The 16288-nt window shown below is 71.8% G+C and carries 15 protein-coding genes; 7 read left to right on the forward strand and 8 right to left on the reverse strand.

What is annotated here, in order from left to right; all coding sequences use genetic code 11:
* Window positions 1-76: 76 nt before the first annotated feature.
* Window positions 77-2566 (reverse strand): glycoside hydrolase family 3 protein, encoded by a 2490-nt coding sequence (locus AC0T5L_RS12445; RefSeq protein ID WP_476165590.1) that lies wholly within the window; start codon window positions 2564-2566, stop codon window positions 77-79.
* Between the two features lie 139 nt (window positions 2567-2705).
* Between AC0T5L_RS12445 and AC0T5L_RS12450 the strand changes: the two genes are divergently transcribed.
* The 3 genes from AC0T5L_RS12450 to AC0T5L_RS12460 all read left to right on the forward strand — a co-directional run bounded on the left by AC0T5L_RS12450 (window position 2706) and on the right by AC0T5L_RS12460 (window position 5446).
* Window positions 2706-3329 (forward strand): TetR/AcrR family transcriptional regulator, encoded by a 624-nt coding sequence (locus tag AC0T5L_RS12450; protein ID WP_476165591.1) that lies wholly within the window; start codon window positions 2706-2708, stop codon window positions 3327-3329.
* A gap of 14 nt (window positions 3330-3343) precedes the next feature.
* Window positions 3344-4675 (forward strand): DNA recombination protein RmuC, encoded by a 1332-nt coding sequence (locus tag AC0T5L_RS12455; protein WP_476165592.1) that lies wholly within the window; start codon window positions 3344-3346, stop codon window positions 4673-4675.
* A 231-nt stretch (window positions 4676-4906) separates the two neighbouring features.
* Window positions 4907-5446: a DUF6542 domain-containing protein gene (locus AC0T5L_RS12460; protein WP_476165593.1), complete on the forward strand. Its 540-nt coding sequence runs from the start codon at window positions 4907-4909 to the stop codon at window positions 5444-5446.
* A gap of 18 nt (window positions 5447-5464) precedes the next feature.
* Here the strand turns inward: AC0T5L_RS12460 and AC0T5L_RS12465 are convergent, their stop codons facing one another.
* The 3 genes from AC0T5L_RS12465 to AC0T5L_RS12475 form a co-directional block, all read right to left on the reverse strand.
* Complete coding sequence (locus tag AC0T5L_RS12465) at window positions 5465-5731, reverse strand: exodeoxyribonuclease VII small subunit (protein ID WP_476165594.1); 267 nt, start codon at window positions 5729-5731, stop codon at window positions 5465-5467.
* A 2-nt stretch (window positions 5732-5733) separates the two neighbouring features.
* Window positions 5734-6966, reverse strand: a complete 1233-nt coding sequence (xseA, locus tag AC0T5L_RS12470) for an exodeoxyribonuclease VII large subunit (RefSeq protein WP_476165595.1) — start codon at window positions 6964-6966, stop codon at window positions 5734-5736.
* A gap of 182 nt (window positions 6967-7148) precedes the next feature.
* Window positions 7149-7910 (reverse strand): DUF8129 domain-containing protein, encoded by a 762-nt coding sequence (locus AC0T5L_RS12475; protein WP_476165596.1) that lies wholly within the window; start codon window positions 7908-7910, stop codon window positions 7149-7151.
* A gap of 296 nt (window positions 7911-8206) precedes the next feature.
* Between AC0T5L_RS12475 and AC0T5L_RS12480 the strand changes: the two genes are divergently transcribed.
* A complete protein-coding gene (locus AC0T5L_RS12480) occupies window positions 8207-9178 on the forward strand; it encodes a 4-hydroxy-3-methylbut-2-enyl diphosphate reductase (RefSeq protein WP_476165597.1) in 972 nt (323 codons plus the stop codon).
* 114 nt (window positions 9179-9292) lie between these two features.
* Here the strand turns inward: AC0T5L_RS12480 and AC0T5L_RS12485 are convergent, their stop codons facing one another.
* Together AC0T5L_RS12485 and AC0T5L_RS12490 are read right to left on the reverse strand one after the other, a co-directional pair.
* Window positions 9293-9811, reverse strand: a complete 519-nt coding sequence (locus tag AC0T5L_RS12485; protein WP_476165598.1) for a DUF4245 domain-containing protein — start codon at window positions 9809-9811, stop codon at window positions 9293-9295.
* A gap of 85 nt (window positions 9812-9896) precedes the next feature.
* Complete coding sequence (locus AC0T5L_RS12490; protein ID WP_476165599.1) at window positions 9897-10511, reverse strand: TetR/AcrR family transcriptional regulator; 615 nt, start codon at window positions 10509-10511, stop codon at window positions 9897-9899.
* 164 nt (window positions 10512-10675) lie between these two features.
* Between AC0T5L_RS12490 and glpX the strand changes: the two genes are divergently transcribed.
* Together glpX and AC0T5L_RS12500 are read left to right on the forward strand one after the other, a co-directional pair.
* Window positions 10676-11713 carry a class II fructose-bisphosphatase gene (gene glpX / locus AC0T5L_RS12495; RefSeq protein WP_476165600.1) on the forward strand — a complete coding sequence of 346 codons (1038 nt, stop codon included), beginning with the start codon at window positions 10676-10678 and terminating at the stop codon, window positions 11711-11713.
* A 170-nt stretch (window positions 11714-11883) separates the two neighbouring features.
* Window positions 11884-13611 carry a hypothetical protein gene (locus AC0T5L_RS12500; protein WP_476165601.1) on the forward strand — a complete coding sequence of 576 codons (1728 nt, stop codon included), beginning with the start codon at window positions 11884-11886 and terminating at the stop codon, window positions 13609-13611.
* A 113-nt stretch (window positions 13612-13724) separates the two neighbouring features.
* Here the strand turns inward: AC0T5L_RS12500 and AC0T5L_RS12505 are convergent, their stop codons facing one another.
* Both AC0T5L_RS12505 and AC0T5L_RS12510 read right to left on the reverse strand, forming a co-directional pair.
* A complete protein-coding gene (locus AC0T5L_RS12505) occupies window positions 13725-14552 on the reverse strand; it encodes an ABC transporter permease (protein WP_476165602.1) in 828 nt (275 codons plus the stop codon).
* The gene (locus AC0T5L_RS12510) at window positions 14549-15475 is read right to left on the reverse strand and encodes an ABC transporter ATP-binding protein (protein WP_476165614.1); all 927 of its coding nucleotides are present in this window, start codon (window positions 15473-15475) and stop codon (window positions 14549-14551) included. The genes AC0T5L_RS12505 and AC0T5L_RS12510 overlap by 4 nt, the downstream gene beginning before the upstream one ends.
* Before the next feature lie 201 nt (window positions 15476-15676).
* Between AC0T5L_RS12510 and AC0T5L_RS12515 the strand changes: the two genes are divergently transcribed.
* Window positions 15677-16267, forward strand: a complete 591-nt coding sequence (locus AC0T5L_RS12515; protein ID WP_476165615.1) for a DUF1707 SHOCT-like domain-containing protein — start codon at window positions 15677-15679, stop codon at window positions 16265-16267.
* Window positions 16268-16288: the final 21 nt, after the last annotated feature.

Genomic DNA, 16288 nt, shown 5'->3' on the forward strand with positions numbered 1-16288 from the left:
CGGCAGCCCCGGCCCTCCGACCGGGCGGGGGCTCCCGCTCCACGGGCCCGGGCCCGTGGAGCGGTCACCGCTCCGCCTATCCCGCCTCGATCCGGGCGGACAGGCGCGTGTCGTCGTGGGAGCGGCCCACGAGCAGGTCGTAGCCGCCCGCGACGTACTCCCACCCGTGGGCGTTGGAGTCCCACACGCGGATCGCCTCGCGCGGGACGGTGACGTCCGCCTCCACGGCCTCCCCCGCCGCCGCGGCCACCGTGGCGAACCCGGCCAGGACACGGGTGGGGCGGTCGCCGGGCTCGTGCGGTGCGAGGTAGACCTGCACGACCTCGCGGCCCTCCCGGTCCCCCTCGTTGGTCAGGTGCACGCGGACCCGGGCCAGCACGTCCCCACCGCCGGCGTCCGCGTGGTCGTCGGCCCCCTCCTCCGGGAGGAGCTCGACCGCGTCGTAGCGCCACCGGGTGTAGGACAGCCCGTGCCCGAAGCAGAAGGCCGGAACCGCTCCGGCGCGGTCCCAGGCGCGGTAGCCGACGAACACGCCCTCGGAGTAGTCCAGCACGCCGTCCACGGGGACCACCTGGCTGACCGGGCTCTCCGGCAGCGCGACCGGCCAGGTGGTGGGCAGGCGCCCGGAGGGGTCGCGGTCACCGAGCAGCACGTCGGCGAGCGCCCCGCCGAGTTCCTGGCCGCCGAACCAGGTCAACAGGACGGCCGCTACGTCGTTCCGCCAGGGCATCTCCACCGGCGCACCGGCGTTGACCACGACCACCGTGCGGTCGTTGACCTCGGCGATCCGCGAGACCAGCTCGTCCTGGCGTCCGGGCAGCGTGAGCGATTCGCGGTCGAAGCCCTCCGACTCCACCTCGGCGGTGGTGGCCACCACGACGACGGCCACGTCGGCCTCCCGTGCGGCCCCGACGGCCTCCTCGATGAGGGTGTCGTCGTCGGCCATGGGCTCGCGGTGGGTGAGGGCGAAACCGATGAAGGCGAAGTCGCCCATGCCCAGGTCCTGGTGGGACTTGGTGACGCTCACCCGCACCGGCTCACCGGCGGTCAGGGCCACGGGCACGGAGGCGGCGGGCGGGTCGAACATGGCGACGGCCGGGTCGCCGCTCTCGGAGCGCAGCTCCTCGTCCAGGACCGCCCGGCCGTCGACGGCGAGGACGTGGTGCCCGGTGCCGGAGACCCCGAACAGGTGCTCGCCGTCGACGGCCGGGGTGTAGGTCCCGCCCACCTCCACGCTGTCGAGCTCGGCGTTGGTCACGCCTTCGGGCAGTTCGCCGATCCAGCGGGCGGTGCCGTCGGGCAAGCCTTCGGTGGCCAGTACGCGCCCGTCCGCGGCGCGGAAGGTGGCCGTGAGCGGGACGGCCACGGCGGGCATGCTCACGCGGGGGTCGACGCCGACGGAGTAGGTCAGGTCCACGCCCCCGGGCAGGGCGGCACGCAGCCCTTCCAGCGGGGTGACGGTGCGCTCGGCGAAGACGCTGGCGCTGCCGCCGCCGCTGGTGCGGGCCTCGGAGGCGGCCAGGCCGGCGAGCGCGAACCGGCGCACGCGCGCCGGTTCGACGGGCAGTGCGGCGCCCTCGTTGCGCAGCAGCACGAAGGAGCGGGCGGCCACCTCGCGGGCGACGGCGCGCCCGTCCAGGGCGGCGGGGCGGTCGGCCGGGGCGACGACGGGCTCGGCCCCCTCCAGCAGGCCCACCCGGGCGGCGAGCAGCAGCACCCGGCGGGCGAGGGCCGTCACCGCCTCCTCCGGGACCCGGCCGTCGCGGACGGCGTCGAGCAGGTGCTGGCCGTAGACGGTGCCGGGGCCGGGCATGGCCACGTCGAGCCCGGCCAGGGCGTCGCGGACGGTGTCGCGGGCGGCGGTCCAGTCCGAGACGACGAAGCCGTCGAAGCCCCATTCCTCCCGCAGCACGGCGTTGAGTTCGGCGTGCTCGGTCATGGTGGTGCCGTTGACCTTGTTGTAGGCGGCCATCACGCCCCAGGGGCGCGCCCCGGCCACGATGCGCTCGAAGGGCGCCAGGTAGATCTCGCGCAGGGTGCGCTCGTCGGCGCGCACGTCAACGGTGAAGCGGTCGGTCTCGGAGTCGTTGGCCACGAAGTGCTTGACGGTGGTGGCCACTCCCCCGTCCTGGACTCCCAGGACGTAGGCGGTGCCGATCTCCCCGGTGAGGTGGGGGTCCTCGGAGTAGGTCTCGAAGTGGCGCCCGCCCAGTGGTGAGCGGTGCATGTTGACGGCGGGCGCGAGCAGCACGTGCACGCCCTTGCGGTGGGCCTCCTGGGCGAGCAGGTGTCCCGCGGTGCGCACGAGGCCGCGGTCCCAGGTGGCGGCGACGGCGGTGGGACTGGGCAGCTGGACCGAGGGGTCGTTGGGGGTCCAGTGCTCGCCGCGCACGCCGACGGGGCCGTCGGACATCACCAGTCGGCCGAGGCCGATACCGGGGTTGGCGGCGACCGCCCACGTGGACTCGCCCGAGAGCAGGCGGACCCTGCCCTCCAGGTCGAGTGCGGCCAGGGCCTGTTCCACCCGCTGCGCGCGGGCGGAGTCGGCGTCTGTCGGTGTGCTCATGTCGAAACTCCCGGAGCTGCGCGCGAACATGTGGGACGAATTTACCTACTGAGTACTCGGAAAAATAGTTCCCCGGGGTGAACGGCCGCCCCCAGCCCGCGCGGTGCCCGGCTCCGCGCCCGGATACCCTGGGGCTCTGATGACCGAGCAGACACCTTCCCCGGCAGTCCGCGTCCGGCGCGGTCGCGGACGTCCGCCCGCGACCGGGCGGCGCGAGCAGATCGTGTCCGCGGCGCTGGAGGAGTTCGCCGAGAACGGGTTCCGGGGCAGCTCACTGGCGGCGGTGGCCGAGAGGGCCGGACTCAGTCAGCAGGGCCTGCTGCACCACTTCCCCAGCAAGGACGCGCTGCTGGTGGCGGTACTCGCCCGCCGCGACGAGGCGGACGCCGCCGAGTTCGGCGGGGAGGCCGAGCTGTCCCACCTGGCGCGGGTCGCCGCGCTCAACACCGGGCGCCCCGGACTCGTACGGCTGTACTCCCTGCTGTCCGCCGAGGCCGTCACCGACGGCCACCCCGCCGGGGACTACTTCAGGGGGCGCTACGCCCGGCTGCGGGAGCGGGTCGCGGAGACCGTGCGCGTCCGCCACGGCGACCGGCTCGCGGGCGGCGCCACACCCGAACAGGCAGCGGCCCTGGTCGTGGCCGCCATGGACGGCCTCCAGTTGCAGTGGCTACACGACCCCGAGGCGGTGGACATGCCGGACTTGGTAGGTCTGCTCACCGATGTACTGCGTGGCGAGGAACCCCGCCCCGACACGGGCTGACACCATAGGTCGCCATGGACGGCTTCGCATTCGTACTCGTGCTCCTGATCGGCCTGGCGGTCGGCACCGCCGTGGGCTGGGCCCTGGCCCGCGGCCGGGACGCCGAGGCCCGGGCCGACGCGCGCGCCGCCCGGGAGCGCGCCGCCTACGTGGAGGAGCAGCTCGCCGACCGGTTCCGCACCCTGTCCGCGCAGGCCCTGGACCAGACCAACCAGCGCTTCCTGGAACTGGCGGAGGGACGGCTGCGCGCGGTCAACGCGGAGGCCGGCGGCGACCTGGACGAGCGGCGACGAGCCGTGGAGCGCATGGTCGAGCCGCTGACCGAGACCCTGAACCGGGTGGAGCGCCAGCTGCGGGAGACGGACGCGGGACGGGCCGCCGCGCACGCGGAGCTGGCCAAACAGGTCGAGTACGTGCGGGAGGGCTCGGAACGGCTGCGCGAGCAGACGCAGTCACTGGTGACGGCGCTGCGGCGGCCCGAGGCGCGCGGCCGGTGGGGCGAGCTACAGCTGCGCCGGGTGGCGGAGCTGGCGGGGATGGGCCCGCACTGCGACTTCGAGGAGCAGGCCGCGACACGGGACGGCGCGCTGCGGCCGGACATGGTGGTGCGTCTGGCGGGCGGCAAGAACATCGTCGTGGACTCCAAGGTCCCGTTGGCCGCCTACCTGGACGCCGTGGAGGCGGGCCAGGAGGAGGCCGCCCGGCACCTGCGCGTCCACGCCCGGCACCTGCGCACGCATGTGGACCAGCTGGCGTCGAAGTCGTACTGGACGGCGTTCACCCCGGCTCCGGAGTTCGTGGTGCTGTTCATCCCCGGTGAGGCCTTCCTGGCCCCGGCGTTGGAGTACGACCCGGAGCTGCTGGAACACGCGATGGCGCGACGGGTGCACATCGCGACGCCGACGACGCTGATCTCTCTTCTGCGGACCGCGCAGTACGCGTGGCAGCAGGAGGCACTGAGTGAGAACGCGCGGGCGGTGTTCGACCTGGGCAAGCAGCTGCACGAACGGCTGGGCAGGCTGGGCGGACACGTGGAGGGACTGGGCCGGGCGCTGACCCGGACGGTGAGCGCCTACAACCAGACCGTGGGATCGCTGGAAAGCCGGGTGCTGGTGGCCGCGCGCCGCTTCGGTGAGCTGGGGCTGGTGGACGGCGAGCTGGACCGGCCGGCGGGGGTGGAGGAGCGGCCGCGCACGGTGACCGCGCCCGAGCTGTCCGGGCAGGACGGCCGGGATCCGGACACGGGCCGCGGGGTGAACCCCGGCTGGGACGGAATCCGGCGTGTGGGCGACGGGGAGGCGGGTCCGTCCCCGAGGGAGCGGGGCGAGAGCGTCCACGGCCCCTGAACCCTGGAGCCGTACGGGTCCGGCCGCGAGGGACAGGCCACTCGGACGTGCTCCCACGAAACACCAGAACCGGGACGACCCCTCCCGGGGTCCAACAGGAGGAAGGCGTGTTCGCCGCGGATGGGGGCAAGTCCGTGGAAGGACAACACGATCCCCGGAAAAGGCTACCGGCCATTAACATGAAGTGACACACTGATCACGCTGAGCAATAAGCTTGGGAGGCGAAAGGCTATGCCCCCACGGAAGGCGGACGGTCCGGATTCCGGGCACGCACCATATTTCGTGCGGTCCAACGGTCACGGCCGGGACGTACCTCGCGCCGGGAAACGGGAACGCCCCGCCCCGGAACCGGAGGCGGACGCGCCGCGGCGCACGCCCCGCCTGACCGGGCGCGGCGGCGTCCTGGCCATCGCCGTGTTCAGCTTCGCCGGGACCATGGTCGCGCACGGGGCGGGCATCCCCACCGCCCCGGGCATCGCCTTCACCCTCGCCTGCCTGCTCAGCGCGTTCCTGGTACGGCCGAGCGACCTGCTGTCACTGTCAGTGAGTCCGCCCATCGCGTTCTTCGCGGCCGTGGTCGCCGCGGAGAGCGTGCTCGCCCTCGGGAGTGAGGGGTTCGCGCGGGTGCTGGCCCTGGGCCTGGCCTCGCGACTGGCCGAGGTCGCGCCCTGGCTGTTCCTGGGCACGGCGCTGGTACTGGTGATCGGCGTGTTCCGAGGCCTGCCCGGCAACATCCGCGACCTGGGCAACGAGCTCAACGGCCGCAGGTAGGCCGGGCCGGCCAGAGGATCAGAAGGGCGTGTCCTCGTTCCCCGGGGAGTCGTCCCGGCGCTCGTCCATGGCGGCGGCCAGCTTGGCACGGGCGCCCTCCAGCCACTGCTCGCACACGCGGGCGAGCTCCTCGCCGCGCTCCCACAGGGCCAGGGACTCCTTCAGGCTGAGCCCGCCGGACTCCAGCTGACGCACGACGGTGTTGAGCTCCTCCCGGCTCTCCTCGTAGCTCAGCTCCGGCTCGGCGGTGCCCTCGTCCTGTGCCCTGGCTTCCTTGGCGGCCATCTCTACTCCCCCTCGGCGGTGTCTTCGGTGTGGACTGACTCCACGGTGGCGGTCAGGCTGTCCTCGGCGAAGCGCACCCGCAGGGCCTCCCCGGTGTCCGGCTCCCCGGCGGAGCGCACCACCGACCCGTCCTCGCGCTGCACGATCGCGTACCCGCGCGCCAGCGTGGTGGCCGGGGACAACGCGTGCAGGCGCGCCCGGGTGTGTCCGAGGCCGTCGGCGGACCGGTCCAGCGACACGGTCAGGCTCCGGCGGGCCCGGTCGCGCAGGTCCGCGACCTGCTCCGTGAGCCGGTCGATCTCACGCACCGGGCTGGCCAGTACAGGACGGGACCGCATGCCCTCCAGCCAGGAGAGCTCACGCTCCACCGCGCCCTTGAGCACGCGTCGGCCCCGGTCGCGGAGTTGGCGGACGATCTCCAGCTGCTCACCGACGTCGGGAATGGCCCTCTTGGCCGCGTCGGTGGGGGTGGAGGCACGCACGTCCGCGGCGTAGTCGAGCAGCGGGGCGTCCTGCTCGTGCCCGATCGCGCTCACCACGGGGGTGCCCGCGGAGGCGACGGCGCGCACGAGGGCCTCGTCGGAGAAGGGCAGCAGGTCCTCCAGGGAGCCGCCGCCCCGGGCGATGACGATGACGTCGACCTCCGGGCGCGAGTCCAGCTCCTTGAGCGCCTCCAGCACCTCGCGGACGGCGCGGTCGCCCTGGACCGCGACCGGGCGCACCTCGAAGCGCACGGCGGGCCAGCGGCGGCGTCCGTTCTCCAGCACGTCGCGCTCCGCGGCGGAGTCCCGGCCGCAGACGAGCCCGACGGTGTTGGGCAGGAAGGGCAGGAGGCGCTTGCGCTCGGCGTCGAAGAGCCCCTCGGCGCCCAGTGTGCGGCGCAGCTGCTCCAGCCGGGCCAGGAGTTCGCCCAGGCCGACGTGGCGGATCTCCAGGGCGCGCAGCGAGAAGATGCCGCGGACCTCGTAGAAGTCGGGTTTGGCGTGCACGACGACGCGCGCCCCGGCCTCGGGGGGCGGGCTCTGCGCGTCCAGCACCGAGGTCTGGCAGACCACGCGCACCGACACGTTGGCGACGGGGTCGCGCAGCGTGATGTAGGCCATACGGCCGCGTCGGTTCAGCTCGGCGATCTGGCCCTCGACCCAGATCCGGCCCAGGCGACCGATCCACTGGCCGACGGCGTTGAGGACGACACGCACCGGCTGCGGCGCCTCGGCGGAACTCTCCATGCCCATGCCAACCGAGCCTAGAGGAGGGCGGGGACGGTTCGGGGCAGGCCCGCCACACCGCACGGGCCGCGCGGTCAGCCGATCGCGTCCTCCCCGGCGGCGGAGCGCCCGGGCTGGCCCCTCAGGACGGCGGGAGCCGTCGGCCACGTGCCGACGGCCCTTCCGTCATCTCAGGCCGTACGCGCACGTCAGGCCCCGGACTCCAGCTTGTTGATGCGGTTGTCGTACATCTTGATGAACTCGGGGCGCCCCTGGTGGGCGACCTCGTAGGCGCGCAGGTCGCGGACCTGTTCGATGGTGAGCTTGCGCAGGCGGGCGCGGACCGAGGGCAGGGTGAGATCGTCATAGGTGGGAACGGCGAGGTCCTCAACCGCGGGGGCTGCGCCCTTGCGGACCTTCTCCAGGACGTCGTCACTGGAGACCGTGGTGTGCGCCTCGGCGGCCTCCAGCTCCTCGGCGATGGCCGGGCCCTCCTCGGGGACGTCCGCGGTGGCCGGGGCGGCGGGCTCAGCGCGAGCCTCCCGGTCCTCCTTCGCCTCCTCAGGCTCGGCGGGCCCGTCGGGCTTTTCCTCCGCGGGCTCTGCCTCGGTCCCTCCGGCCTTCGGCTCGGCGGGCTTTTCCTCCGCGGGCGCCTCGGCCTCGGGCTCGGCCTCGGGCTCCGCAGCCTTGCCAGCCTCGGGACCGGTCCCGGCCTTCTCCGCCTTCGGCTCGGCGGACCCGTCCTCGGCGGGCCTCTCGGCCTCGGGACCGGCCTCCTCCGGCTTCTCGGCCTTGGCGGCGGGGGTTTCCTCTGGGGTCTTCGCGGCCTCGTCCTGGGTCTTGGCGGCGGGGGCCGCGGTGGTCTCGGCCGTCTTCTGGTCCGCGGTCTCGGACTCGGTGACGGCTTCCTTGCGCCCGAAGATCCCCTTGACCAGGGTGACCAGCTTCGTGGCGAGTGTCGGATTCGACATAGGACGGGGGCTCCTGATGCTGTCGGCGGGTGGGGTGAGCGGCTCGCGTCCAGCAAACCAGCAGGGCCGAGTTGAGGGCGGACCGCCTGTAACAGATGCGATGGTGAACCAGGATAGAGGAGGGGGGAACACCATGAGCAGGGGATAAGTGAACGATTTCGCCACTTCGAAGCCCAACTGGATGCACCACGTTACGGTACCGTCACTTTGGGCCCTGTTCTGCATCAGTTCGACCACGACGGTGCCTTATCCCACACTCGGGTCGTACACCGCTCAAGCCACCTAGGATGTGACGCATGACTGCGATGACGACTGCCACGAACCAACGGCGTGTGCTCCTCGCCAATCCCAGGGGTTACTGCGCCGGTGTCGACCGCGCTGTCATCACCGTCGAGAAGGCCCTGGAGCAGTACGGCGCACCGATCTACGTGCGCAAGCAGATCGTGCACAACACCCACGTGGTGCGCACGTTGGAGGAGCGTGGCGCGGTCTTCGTGGAGGAGACCGAGGAGGTGCCCGAGGGCGCCATCGTCGTCTTCTCCGCGCACGGTGTCGCCCCGGCCGTCCACGAGGAGGCGGAGAAGCGCAGCCTGAAGACCATCGACGCCACCTGCCCGCTCGTCACCAAGGTCCACAAGGAGGCCAAGCGCTTCGCGGCCGAGGACCGGGACATCGTCCTCATCGGCCACATCGGCCATGAAGAGGTCGAGGGCACCAGCGGTGAGGCACCCGAGCACATCCAGATCGTGGAGAGCCCGGACGAGGTCGACAAGGTCCAGGTCCGCAACCCGGACAACGTGTCGTGGCTGTCGCAGACCACCCTGTCGGTGGACGAGACCACGCAGACGGTGGACGCCCTGCGCGAGAAGTTCCCGAACCTGCTCGACCCGCCCAGCGACGACATCTGCTACGCGACCTCCAACCGCCAGGACTCGGTCAAGGCGATGGCTCCCGAGTGCGAACTCGTCATCGTGGTCGGTTCCGACAACTCGTCGAACTCGGTCCGCCTGGTGGAGGTCGCGCTGGAGGCCGGCGCCAACGCCGCCCACCTGATCGACAACGCCTCGCTGATGGACGACTCCTGGCTGGAGGGCGTGACCACCGTCGGCGTGACCAGCGGCGCGTCCGTGCCCGACATCCTCGTGCACGAGCTGCTCGACGAGCTGGCCGGCCACGGGTACGGCACGGTCACCCCGGTGACGACCGCCGACGAGACCCTGACCTTCTCCCTGCCCAAGGAGCTGCGCCGCGACCTGCGCGCCGACTAGGACGTGTCCGCCCTGGTTCGTGCCGTGCCCGCGGCCCCAGGCTGACCGTCTCCCAGGACATACGAAGCGCCCGGCCGGTCGCGGCCGGGCGCTTCGCCGTGTCCGGACCGCCGGTCAGCTCTCCAGGCTCCCGGCCAGGTGTGCCAGCTCGTCCAGGTCGGCGGGTCCGGAGACGACCAGGGTCACGCCCTCCTCGCGCCGGACCAGGGCGCCCCAGTCCTCGGAGTCGTGGTGTTCCCACTCGCGGTCGCCGGCGGTGACCGTGCCGACCCTCTCCGCGCCCCTGGCCCGTTCCCCGACGACACCGTCCGGGTCGGCGTCGCTCTGGGTGAACATGGCGTGGCTGTCCTGCGCGGTGGCGAAGCCCACGCTCCACTCGACCGGCCCGGTCACCTCCAGCGTGGAGCTGGTGGGCGTCCACCCGTCCTCCGCCAGATCGGCGGAGGGCACCGTCACGGGGTAGTCCGCCGACTCCCGCAGGACGCTGGCGTCCGGCCGGTAGTCCACCGACGGGATGTTCTCGCCCGAGCGAGTGGAGACCACCAACGCCAGGACCAGGACGATGCCGACGATGATCCCGAGGGAGATGGCGTAGTTCTTGAAGGTCGCGCTGGACCGGCTGTGCTCACTCATGACACAGTCCAGCTTGCCGCAGGTCCGGGACCCCGCCGACCCGGGGTGCGCTTAGCCCCCTCCCCACGGGGCGGACGGGGACCGCTCAGCGGGGAGGTTCGAGCCGGGTGAGCAGCCGGGTGATGTCGTCGGCGAGCTTGTGCGCCTCGGCGTCATCGCGCCGCACCACCTCGGCCACGGCCAGGAGCATGGCCCCGCTCACCACGATGAGCAGCGCCTCGTCCACGGGCTCGTCCGCCTTGCGGAACAGCGCCACGTTGCGGTCGGTCCACTGGGTGAGCCGGGACCGCAGCTGGTAGTCGAACCCGGGCGGGCCGTCACCGCTGAAGAACAGCCGTGTGGTCTCCCTCTCCTCGATGCATCCGAGCAGGTAGGCACGGGCGGCGATGTTCATCAGCCGTGTGGGGTCGTTCTCCCCTCCGACGCGCGCCTCCACGACCGCCTGGTGGGTGCGCTCCTGCTGGCGCTGCTGGAACTCCTCGTACAGGGCGAGATAGAGGTCGGCCTTGCCGGTGAAGTGGTGGTACAGGCTGCCGACACTGGCCCCGGCCACGGACACGACCTCGCTCACACCGGCCCGTGCGAAGCCCACCGTGCGAAACACCTGGGCGGCCGCGTTGAGCAGAGCACTGCGGGTGGCCGCGCCGCGCGGGGAGAGCCGTGCGGGTTTCGCGGGCTTGTCCGTTTTGTCCACTGTCACGCCCTCACTCCAGTACGGCCGGTCCGGCCAGAGTAGACCTTCCCCGCCGCCCGGTGACGGGGCCGGGCGGCGCTGGGGCACCCGTGGCCGCTCGGGAATCACATCGGGTGACTACCCTAAGACCTGCAACCCCGCTCTGTTCCCTGACGGAAGGTGTCACGTCCATGTCGCAGCCCAGCAACCCGTCCGAGCAGTCGGCGGCACCCGACCGCAACCTCGCTCTGGAACTGGTCCGCGTCACCGAGACCGCAGCGCTGGCCGCGGCCCGCTGGGTCGGCAAGGGTGACAAGATCGGTGCGGACGGCGCGGCGGTACGCGGTATGCGGCACATGATCAGCACCGTGTCGATGAACGGCACCGTGGTGATCGGCGAGGGTGAGAAGGACAACGCTCCGATGCTCTACAACGGCGAGCACGTGGGCGACGGAGGAGGCCACGAATGGGACGTGGCCGTCGACCCGGTCGACGGCACCACCCTGACCGCCATGGGCATGCCCAACGCCGTCGCGGTGATCTCGATGAGCCCGCGCAACACCATGTTCGACCCGTCCGCGGTGTTCTACATGGAAAAGCTCGCCACGGGTCCCGAGGCCGCTGACGTCGTCGACATCGCCGCTCCGGTGGCCGACAACATCCGCGCCGTGGCCCGCGCCAAGGGCAAGTCACCGCAGGACGTGACGGTCGTCATCCTGGACCGCCCCCGCCACAAGCAGATCGTGCAGGACGTGCGCGACACGGGCGCACGTATCAAGTTCATCAGCGACGGCGACGTGGCCGGTGCCATCATGGCCGCCCGCGCCGGTACCGGTGTGGATCTGCTTCTGGGCATCGGCGGCACCCCTGAGGGGATCATCACCGCGTGCGCCATGAAGTGCCTCGGCGGCGTCATCCAGGGCCGGCTGTGGCCCAAGGACGAGGAGGAGCGCCAGCAGGCGGTCGACGCCGGGCACGACCTGGACCGCGTGCTGCACACCAACGACCTGGTCTGCTCCGACGACGTGTTCTTCGCCGCGACCGGTATCACCGACGGCGAACTGGTCGGCGGCGTCCGGTACGAGTCGTCGCGGGTCATCACCGACTCCCTGGTGATGCGCGGGCGCAGCGGCACCGTCCGCCAGGTGCTCAGCGAGCACCGCCTGAGCAAGCTGGCCGCCTACAGCGGCGTGGACCTCACCTCCGCCCCCCGCCGCGGAGGAGAGTAACGGCGCGGCACGGGTGCCCCGTCACAGCCGGTACGGGGCGCCCGGACACACATTTCCGACCGGCCTCGCAAAATGAGCGCGGAACGCGAACCGCACCGGGGCGAACTGGCATCAGACCCGGCGTTGGCTGCGCGGTCACGCGCGAAGTAATTCCCCTCGTCGGAGGTCCGATGTCCTACCCCGATCCCCCACAGCAGCCCCAGTGGCAGCCTCAGCAGCCCGGGCAGCCTGGTCAGGGTTTCCCTCCGCAGCAGGGTGCCGGTCAGCAGTTCCCTGGCCAGAACGCCCCTGGTGGCGGTATGCCCGGTGGCCAGTTCCCCGGAGGCCCGCCGCCCGGAGGCCAGTTCCCCGGAGGTCCACCACCCGGGGGTCCGCCGCCCGGAGGCCAGTTCCCCGGCGGACACGTGCCGCCGTCCGGCGGCGGACGCGGCAAGCGCTGGATGATCCCGGCCGCCGCGGGTGTGGCGGTCGCCTTGATGGCCACGACCGTGTGGGCCACCGTCTCCCTGGTCAGCTTCGGCGGGCCGCAGCCGGAGGAGATGCTCCCGGCGAACTCGATCGCGTTCGCCAAGCTCGACCTCTCGATCGACGGCTCCCAGGCGATGGAGCTGTTGCAGTTCGTGGACCAGCTTCCGGACGAGATGACCGAGGAGTTGGACCAGCCCGACGACGACATGACGGGGCTGTTCTCCGAGGGGTTCGTCGAGACCTTCCCCGAGGCTCAGCAGGACGAGGTCGAGGAGTGGATCGGTGAGCGCGTGGGCCTTGCTCTGTGGCCCACCGACGACGGCGAGGCCCAGATCCAGGACGGGGCCGGAGTGGCCGCGATGTTCGCGCTCGCCGTCGAGGACGAGCAGCTGGCCCAGGAGGGGCTGGAGGACCTCAGCGGGGAGTACGACGACCTCTTCTTCGAGGTGGACGACGGCTTCGCGCTCCTCACCAGCTCCGAAGCGGCGCTGAACGACATGCGCGAGCAGATGGAGGCGCACGGCTCCCTGGACGACTCGGACGTCTTCTCCGGCGACATGGACGCGGTGCCCAGCGGCAGCCTCGCCGTGGGATGGACCGACTTCGCCCAGCTGATGGAGATCGAGGAGTTCGCCCAGGAGTTCGAGACCGAGCTGGCCACCGAGGCCGGTGGGATGAGCGGCCGGGCGACCGCGTCCCTGCGCGTGGACGGCGACTACCTGGAGGCGCGGACGGACGTCTTCGACTTCACGGTGGACGACACCGACCTGGCGTGGCTGGCCGACACCCCGGGCGCGAGCGTGGCGGCGATGGAGTCGCTGCCCGAGAGCACGATCATGGCGTTCGGCGCCAGCGGTCTGGACACGGCGCTGACCGATGCCTACGAGAACGACGAGCTCCCCTTCGTGACCAGCAGTGGCCAGATGCAGGAGATGGAGCGCCAGTTCAACGGGATGGGAGCCTCGCTGCCGGAGGGCTTCACCCAGCTTCTCGGCTCCTCGACCGCGTTCGGTGTCACCAGTATCAGCCTGGACAGCTTCTTCGGTTCCTCCTACGGCGGCGGCGAGGAGCTCTCGTTCCAGTACCGCGCGGTCGGCGGTGACGAGACGGTGTTGAGCGACTTCATCGGGAACGCGTCCGCCGACCCGTACGCCACGCCCCCGGGCGTGAACACCGACGGCGACACCGTGGTGGTGGCGCAGGGCAGCAGCGCCACCGGAAGCCTGGGCGAGGACCCGGTCTTCCAGCAGACCATGCAGGAGATGGACGACGCGGTGGTCGCCGGGTACTTCGACATGCGTCAGGTGATGACCGACACCGAGGTGCGGGACCCCGACCAGTGGGGCGCCCTGGGCCTGGCGGTGAGCATCACCGAGGACGGGCAGCGCGGCAGCTTCGAACTGCGGTGGTCGCCCAGCGGCGGCGAGTAGCCCCGAGAGGCTCCGCCGACACGGACGGCGTGGGAGGGCACCGCCCTCCCACGCCGTCCGTTTTCCGTGGCGGTGCTCCGGCCGGCCTCCACACGACCAACGGAAGGAGGGCCCTAGCTGACGACGCGGCGGCGCATCTGGAAGCCGGCCAGGAACCACATCAGGACGATGAAGCCCGACAACACCCCGACGTGGACGAGTGCCGAACCGGCGCCGAGCCCGCCGAAAACCGCTCCGCGAACCAGCTCGACCGCGTGGTAGAGCGGGTTGGCCATGGCCGCGTTCTGTACCCAGCCGGGCAGCTCGGTGAGCGGGAAGAAGGTGCCCGCCACCAGGAACAACGGGGTGAACAGGCCGCTGAACACGTAGTCCATGGACCGTACCGACGTGATCACGGCGGAGATCCAGATGCCGAAGAGCGCGAAGGCGAACCCGGCGAGGAAGGCGACGAAGGGCACCAGCAGTATGCCGGGGCCGGGGCGCAGCCCGAACCCGATCGCGACCAGGAGCGGAACGCACCCGTACACCCCCGAGCGCATCGCCAGCCACAGGGCCTCGCCGGTGACGAGCTCGCGCACGTCCACGGGTGTGGCGAGGATGCCCTCGTAGGTGTGCAGGAAGCGGCGCTTGATGAAGGTGTTGATGATGGCGGGCATCATCGACTGGAACATCACCGACACCGCCACGATGCCGGTGCCCAGGAAGTCGATGTAGCTGTACCCGGCCAGGGTCCCGATGAGGGCGCCCATACCGAAGCCGAAGCAGAGCAGGTAGAGGGTCGGCTCGACCACGGCGGCGAAGGTGGTCGCCCGCCAGGACTGGCCGTACAGGATCCACTCGCGGGCGACGACGCCCATGACCGCGTCGGCCTCGAACCGGCCGGGGCGCGCGTGGACCTCCGGACGGGCGTCCTCCCGGTCCTGCTGTTGCCGCATGGTCATTCCACACTCTCCCCGGTCAGGGTCACGAACACGTCCTCCAGGTTGCTGGCCCGGCGCAGCGGGACGTCCAGCCGGTCGCGCAGGGACTGGGGCAGCTCCTCGGCGCGCAGGACCGACACGGTGGTGCCGGTGCGGCGGGTGGTGAAGCCATGGCCGTGGACGAGGGTTTCGAGGGCGTCCACCCCCTCCTCGCCCGGGAGGTACTCCTCCACGGTGGCGCCCGCGTACTTGGTGACGAGGTCGGCGGGGGTGCCGCGTTCGACGACCTTGCCCCGGGCCATGAGCGCGACCTCGTCGGACAGGCGCTCGGCCTCCTCGATGTAGTGCGTGGACATCAGGACGGTGACGCCCTCGTCGCGCAGCGCGGAGATCAGGCTCCACAGGTCCTGGCGCACCTGCGGGTCCAGCCCGACGGTGGGCTCGTCCATGAGGACGAGTTCGGGCCGGTGCAGCAGGGCGCGGACGATGAGCAGGCGTCGGCGCATCCCCCCGGACAGGTTGTCGACCAGGGTCCCGCCCCGGTCTCCGAGCTGGGCCAGCCGCATGGCGCGGGCGATGGCCTCGCTCCGCTGGCGGCGCGGGACCCGGTAGAGGTAGGAGAACATCCGCAGGTTCTGCTCGACGGTGAGTTCCTCGTCGAGGTTGTCGTGCTGGGGGACGACCCCCATGCGGGCCCGTGCCCACTTGGACTCGGCGGGGATCCCGTGTCCGAGGATGCGGATCTCGCCCTCGTTGGCCAGGGACTGGGCGGTAAGCATCTTCATGGTGGTGGACTTGCCCGCGCCGTTGGGCCCCAGGAGACCGAGGACGACCCCCTGGGGAACCTCCAGGTCGAGTCCGTCGACGGCGGTGAGGGAGCCGAAGCGCTTGACGATGCCCCGGAGCAGCAGAGCGGGTACGGCCGAGGTGTCGCGGGAGGTCATGGAGGCACTCCCCGGCAGACGGTGACCGGGGTCAGGTGTGGTCATGGACCCACGGTAGGCATCGGGCACGGCGAATTCCACCGGGTTTTCGGCCGTGGCGGGCCCGCTCCGGACAGGCCGCCGCGACCGGCCGTGCCCGGCCCCCGGCGGAGAGCCCCGTGCTCCACCGCTTCCTTTAGTGTTGGCGGTGTGAGTGAGGAAGTGTCCCCCGACCGGCTCCGCGCCTCCAACACCGACCGGGACCGGGTCCTGAGGGTCCTGCGCGACGCCGCGACCGACGGGCGCCTGGATCTGGAGGAGTTCGAGGAGCGATCCTCCCTCGTGCACGAGGCGCGCACCCTCGGCGAACTGCCCGGGGTCACCGCCGACCTCCTGCCCGCCGACCAGCAGCCCATCCGGCTGGACCCACAGCCGGTCCTCGGCGTGTTCGGCAACGTCGAGCGCAAGGGCCGCTGGGTGGCCTACCCCGACGAGCCGGTCGTGGCCTTCGTCGGCAGGGTCCAGGTGGACATGCGCGAGGCGCTCCTCATGCACAACCACCACCGGATGACCGTGACCGCCGTCCTGGGCCGCGTGGAGATCGACGTCCCCGAGGGCGTCGAGGTACGGCTGACCGGCTGGTCGTTCCTGGGCAGGCGCGCCACCACCGCCCGCCGCTCGGACCTGTCCCTTCCCCCCGTCCTGGAGATCGGCGGGTTCTCCCTCTTCGGCGTGGTGCGCGTGCGCGCGCCCAAGCGCCGCCGCTTCCTGGGATGGCGCCGCCGGGAGCGTCGCCGCGGTATCGGCGCCTGAGGCGCTGGCCGAAGCGTCGAC

This window comes from Nocardiopsis sp. TRM 82005 (assembly GCF_056312425.1).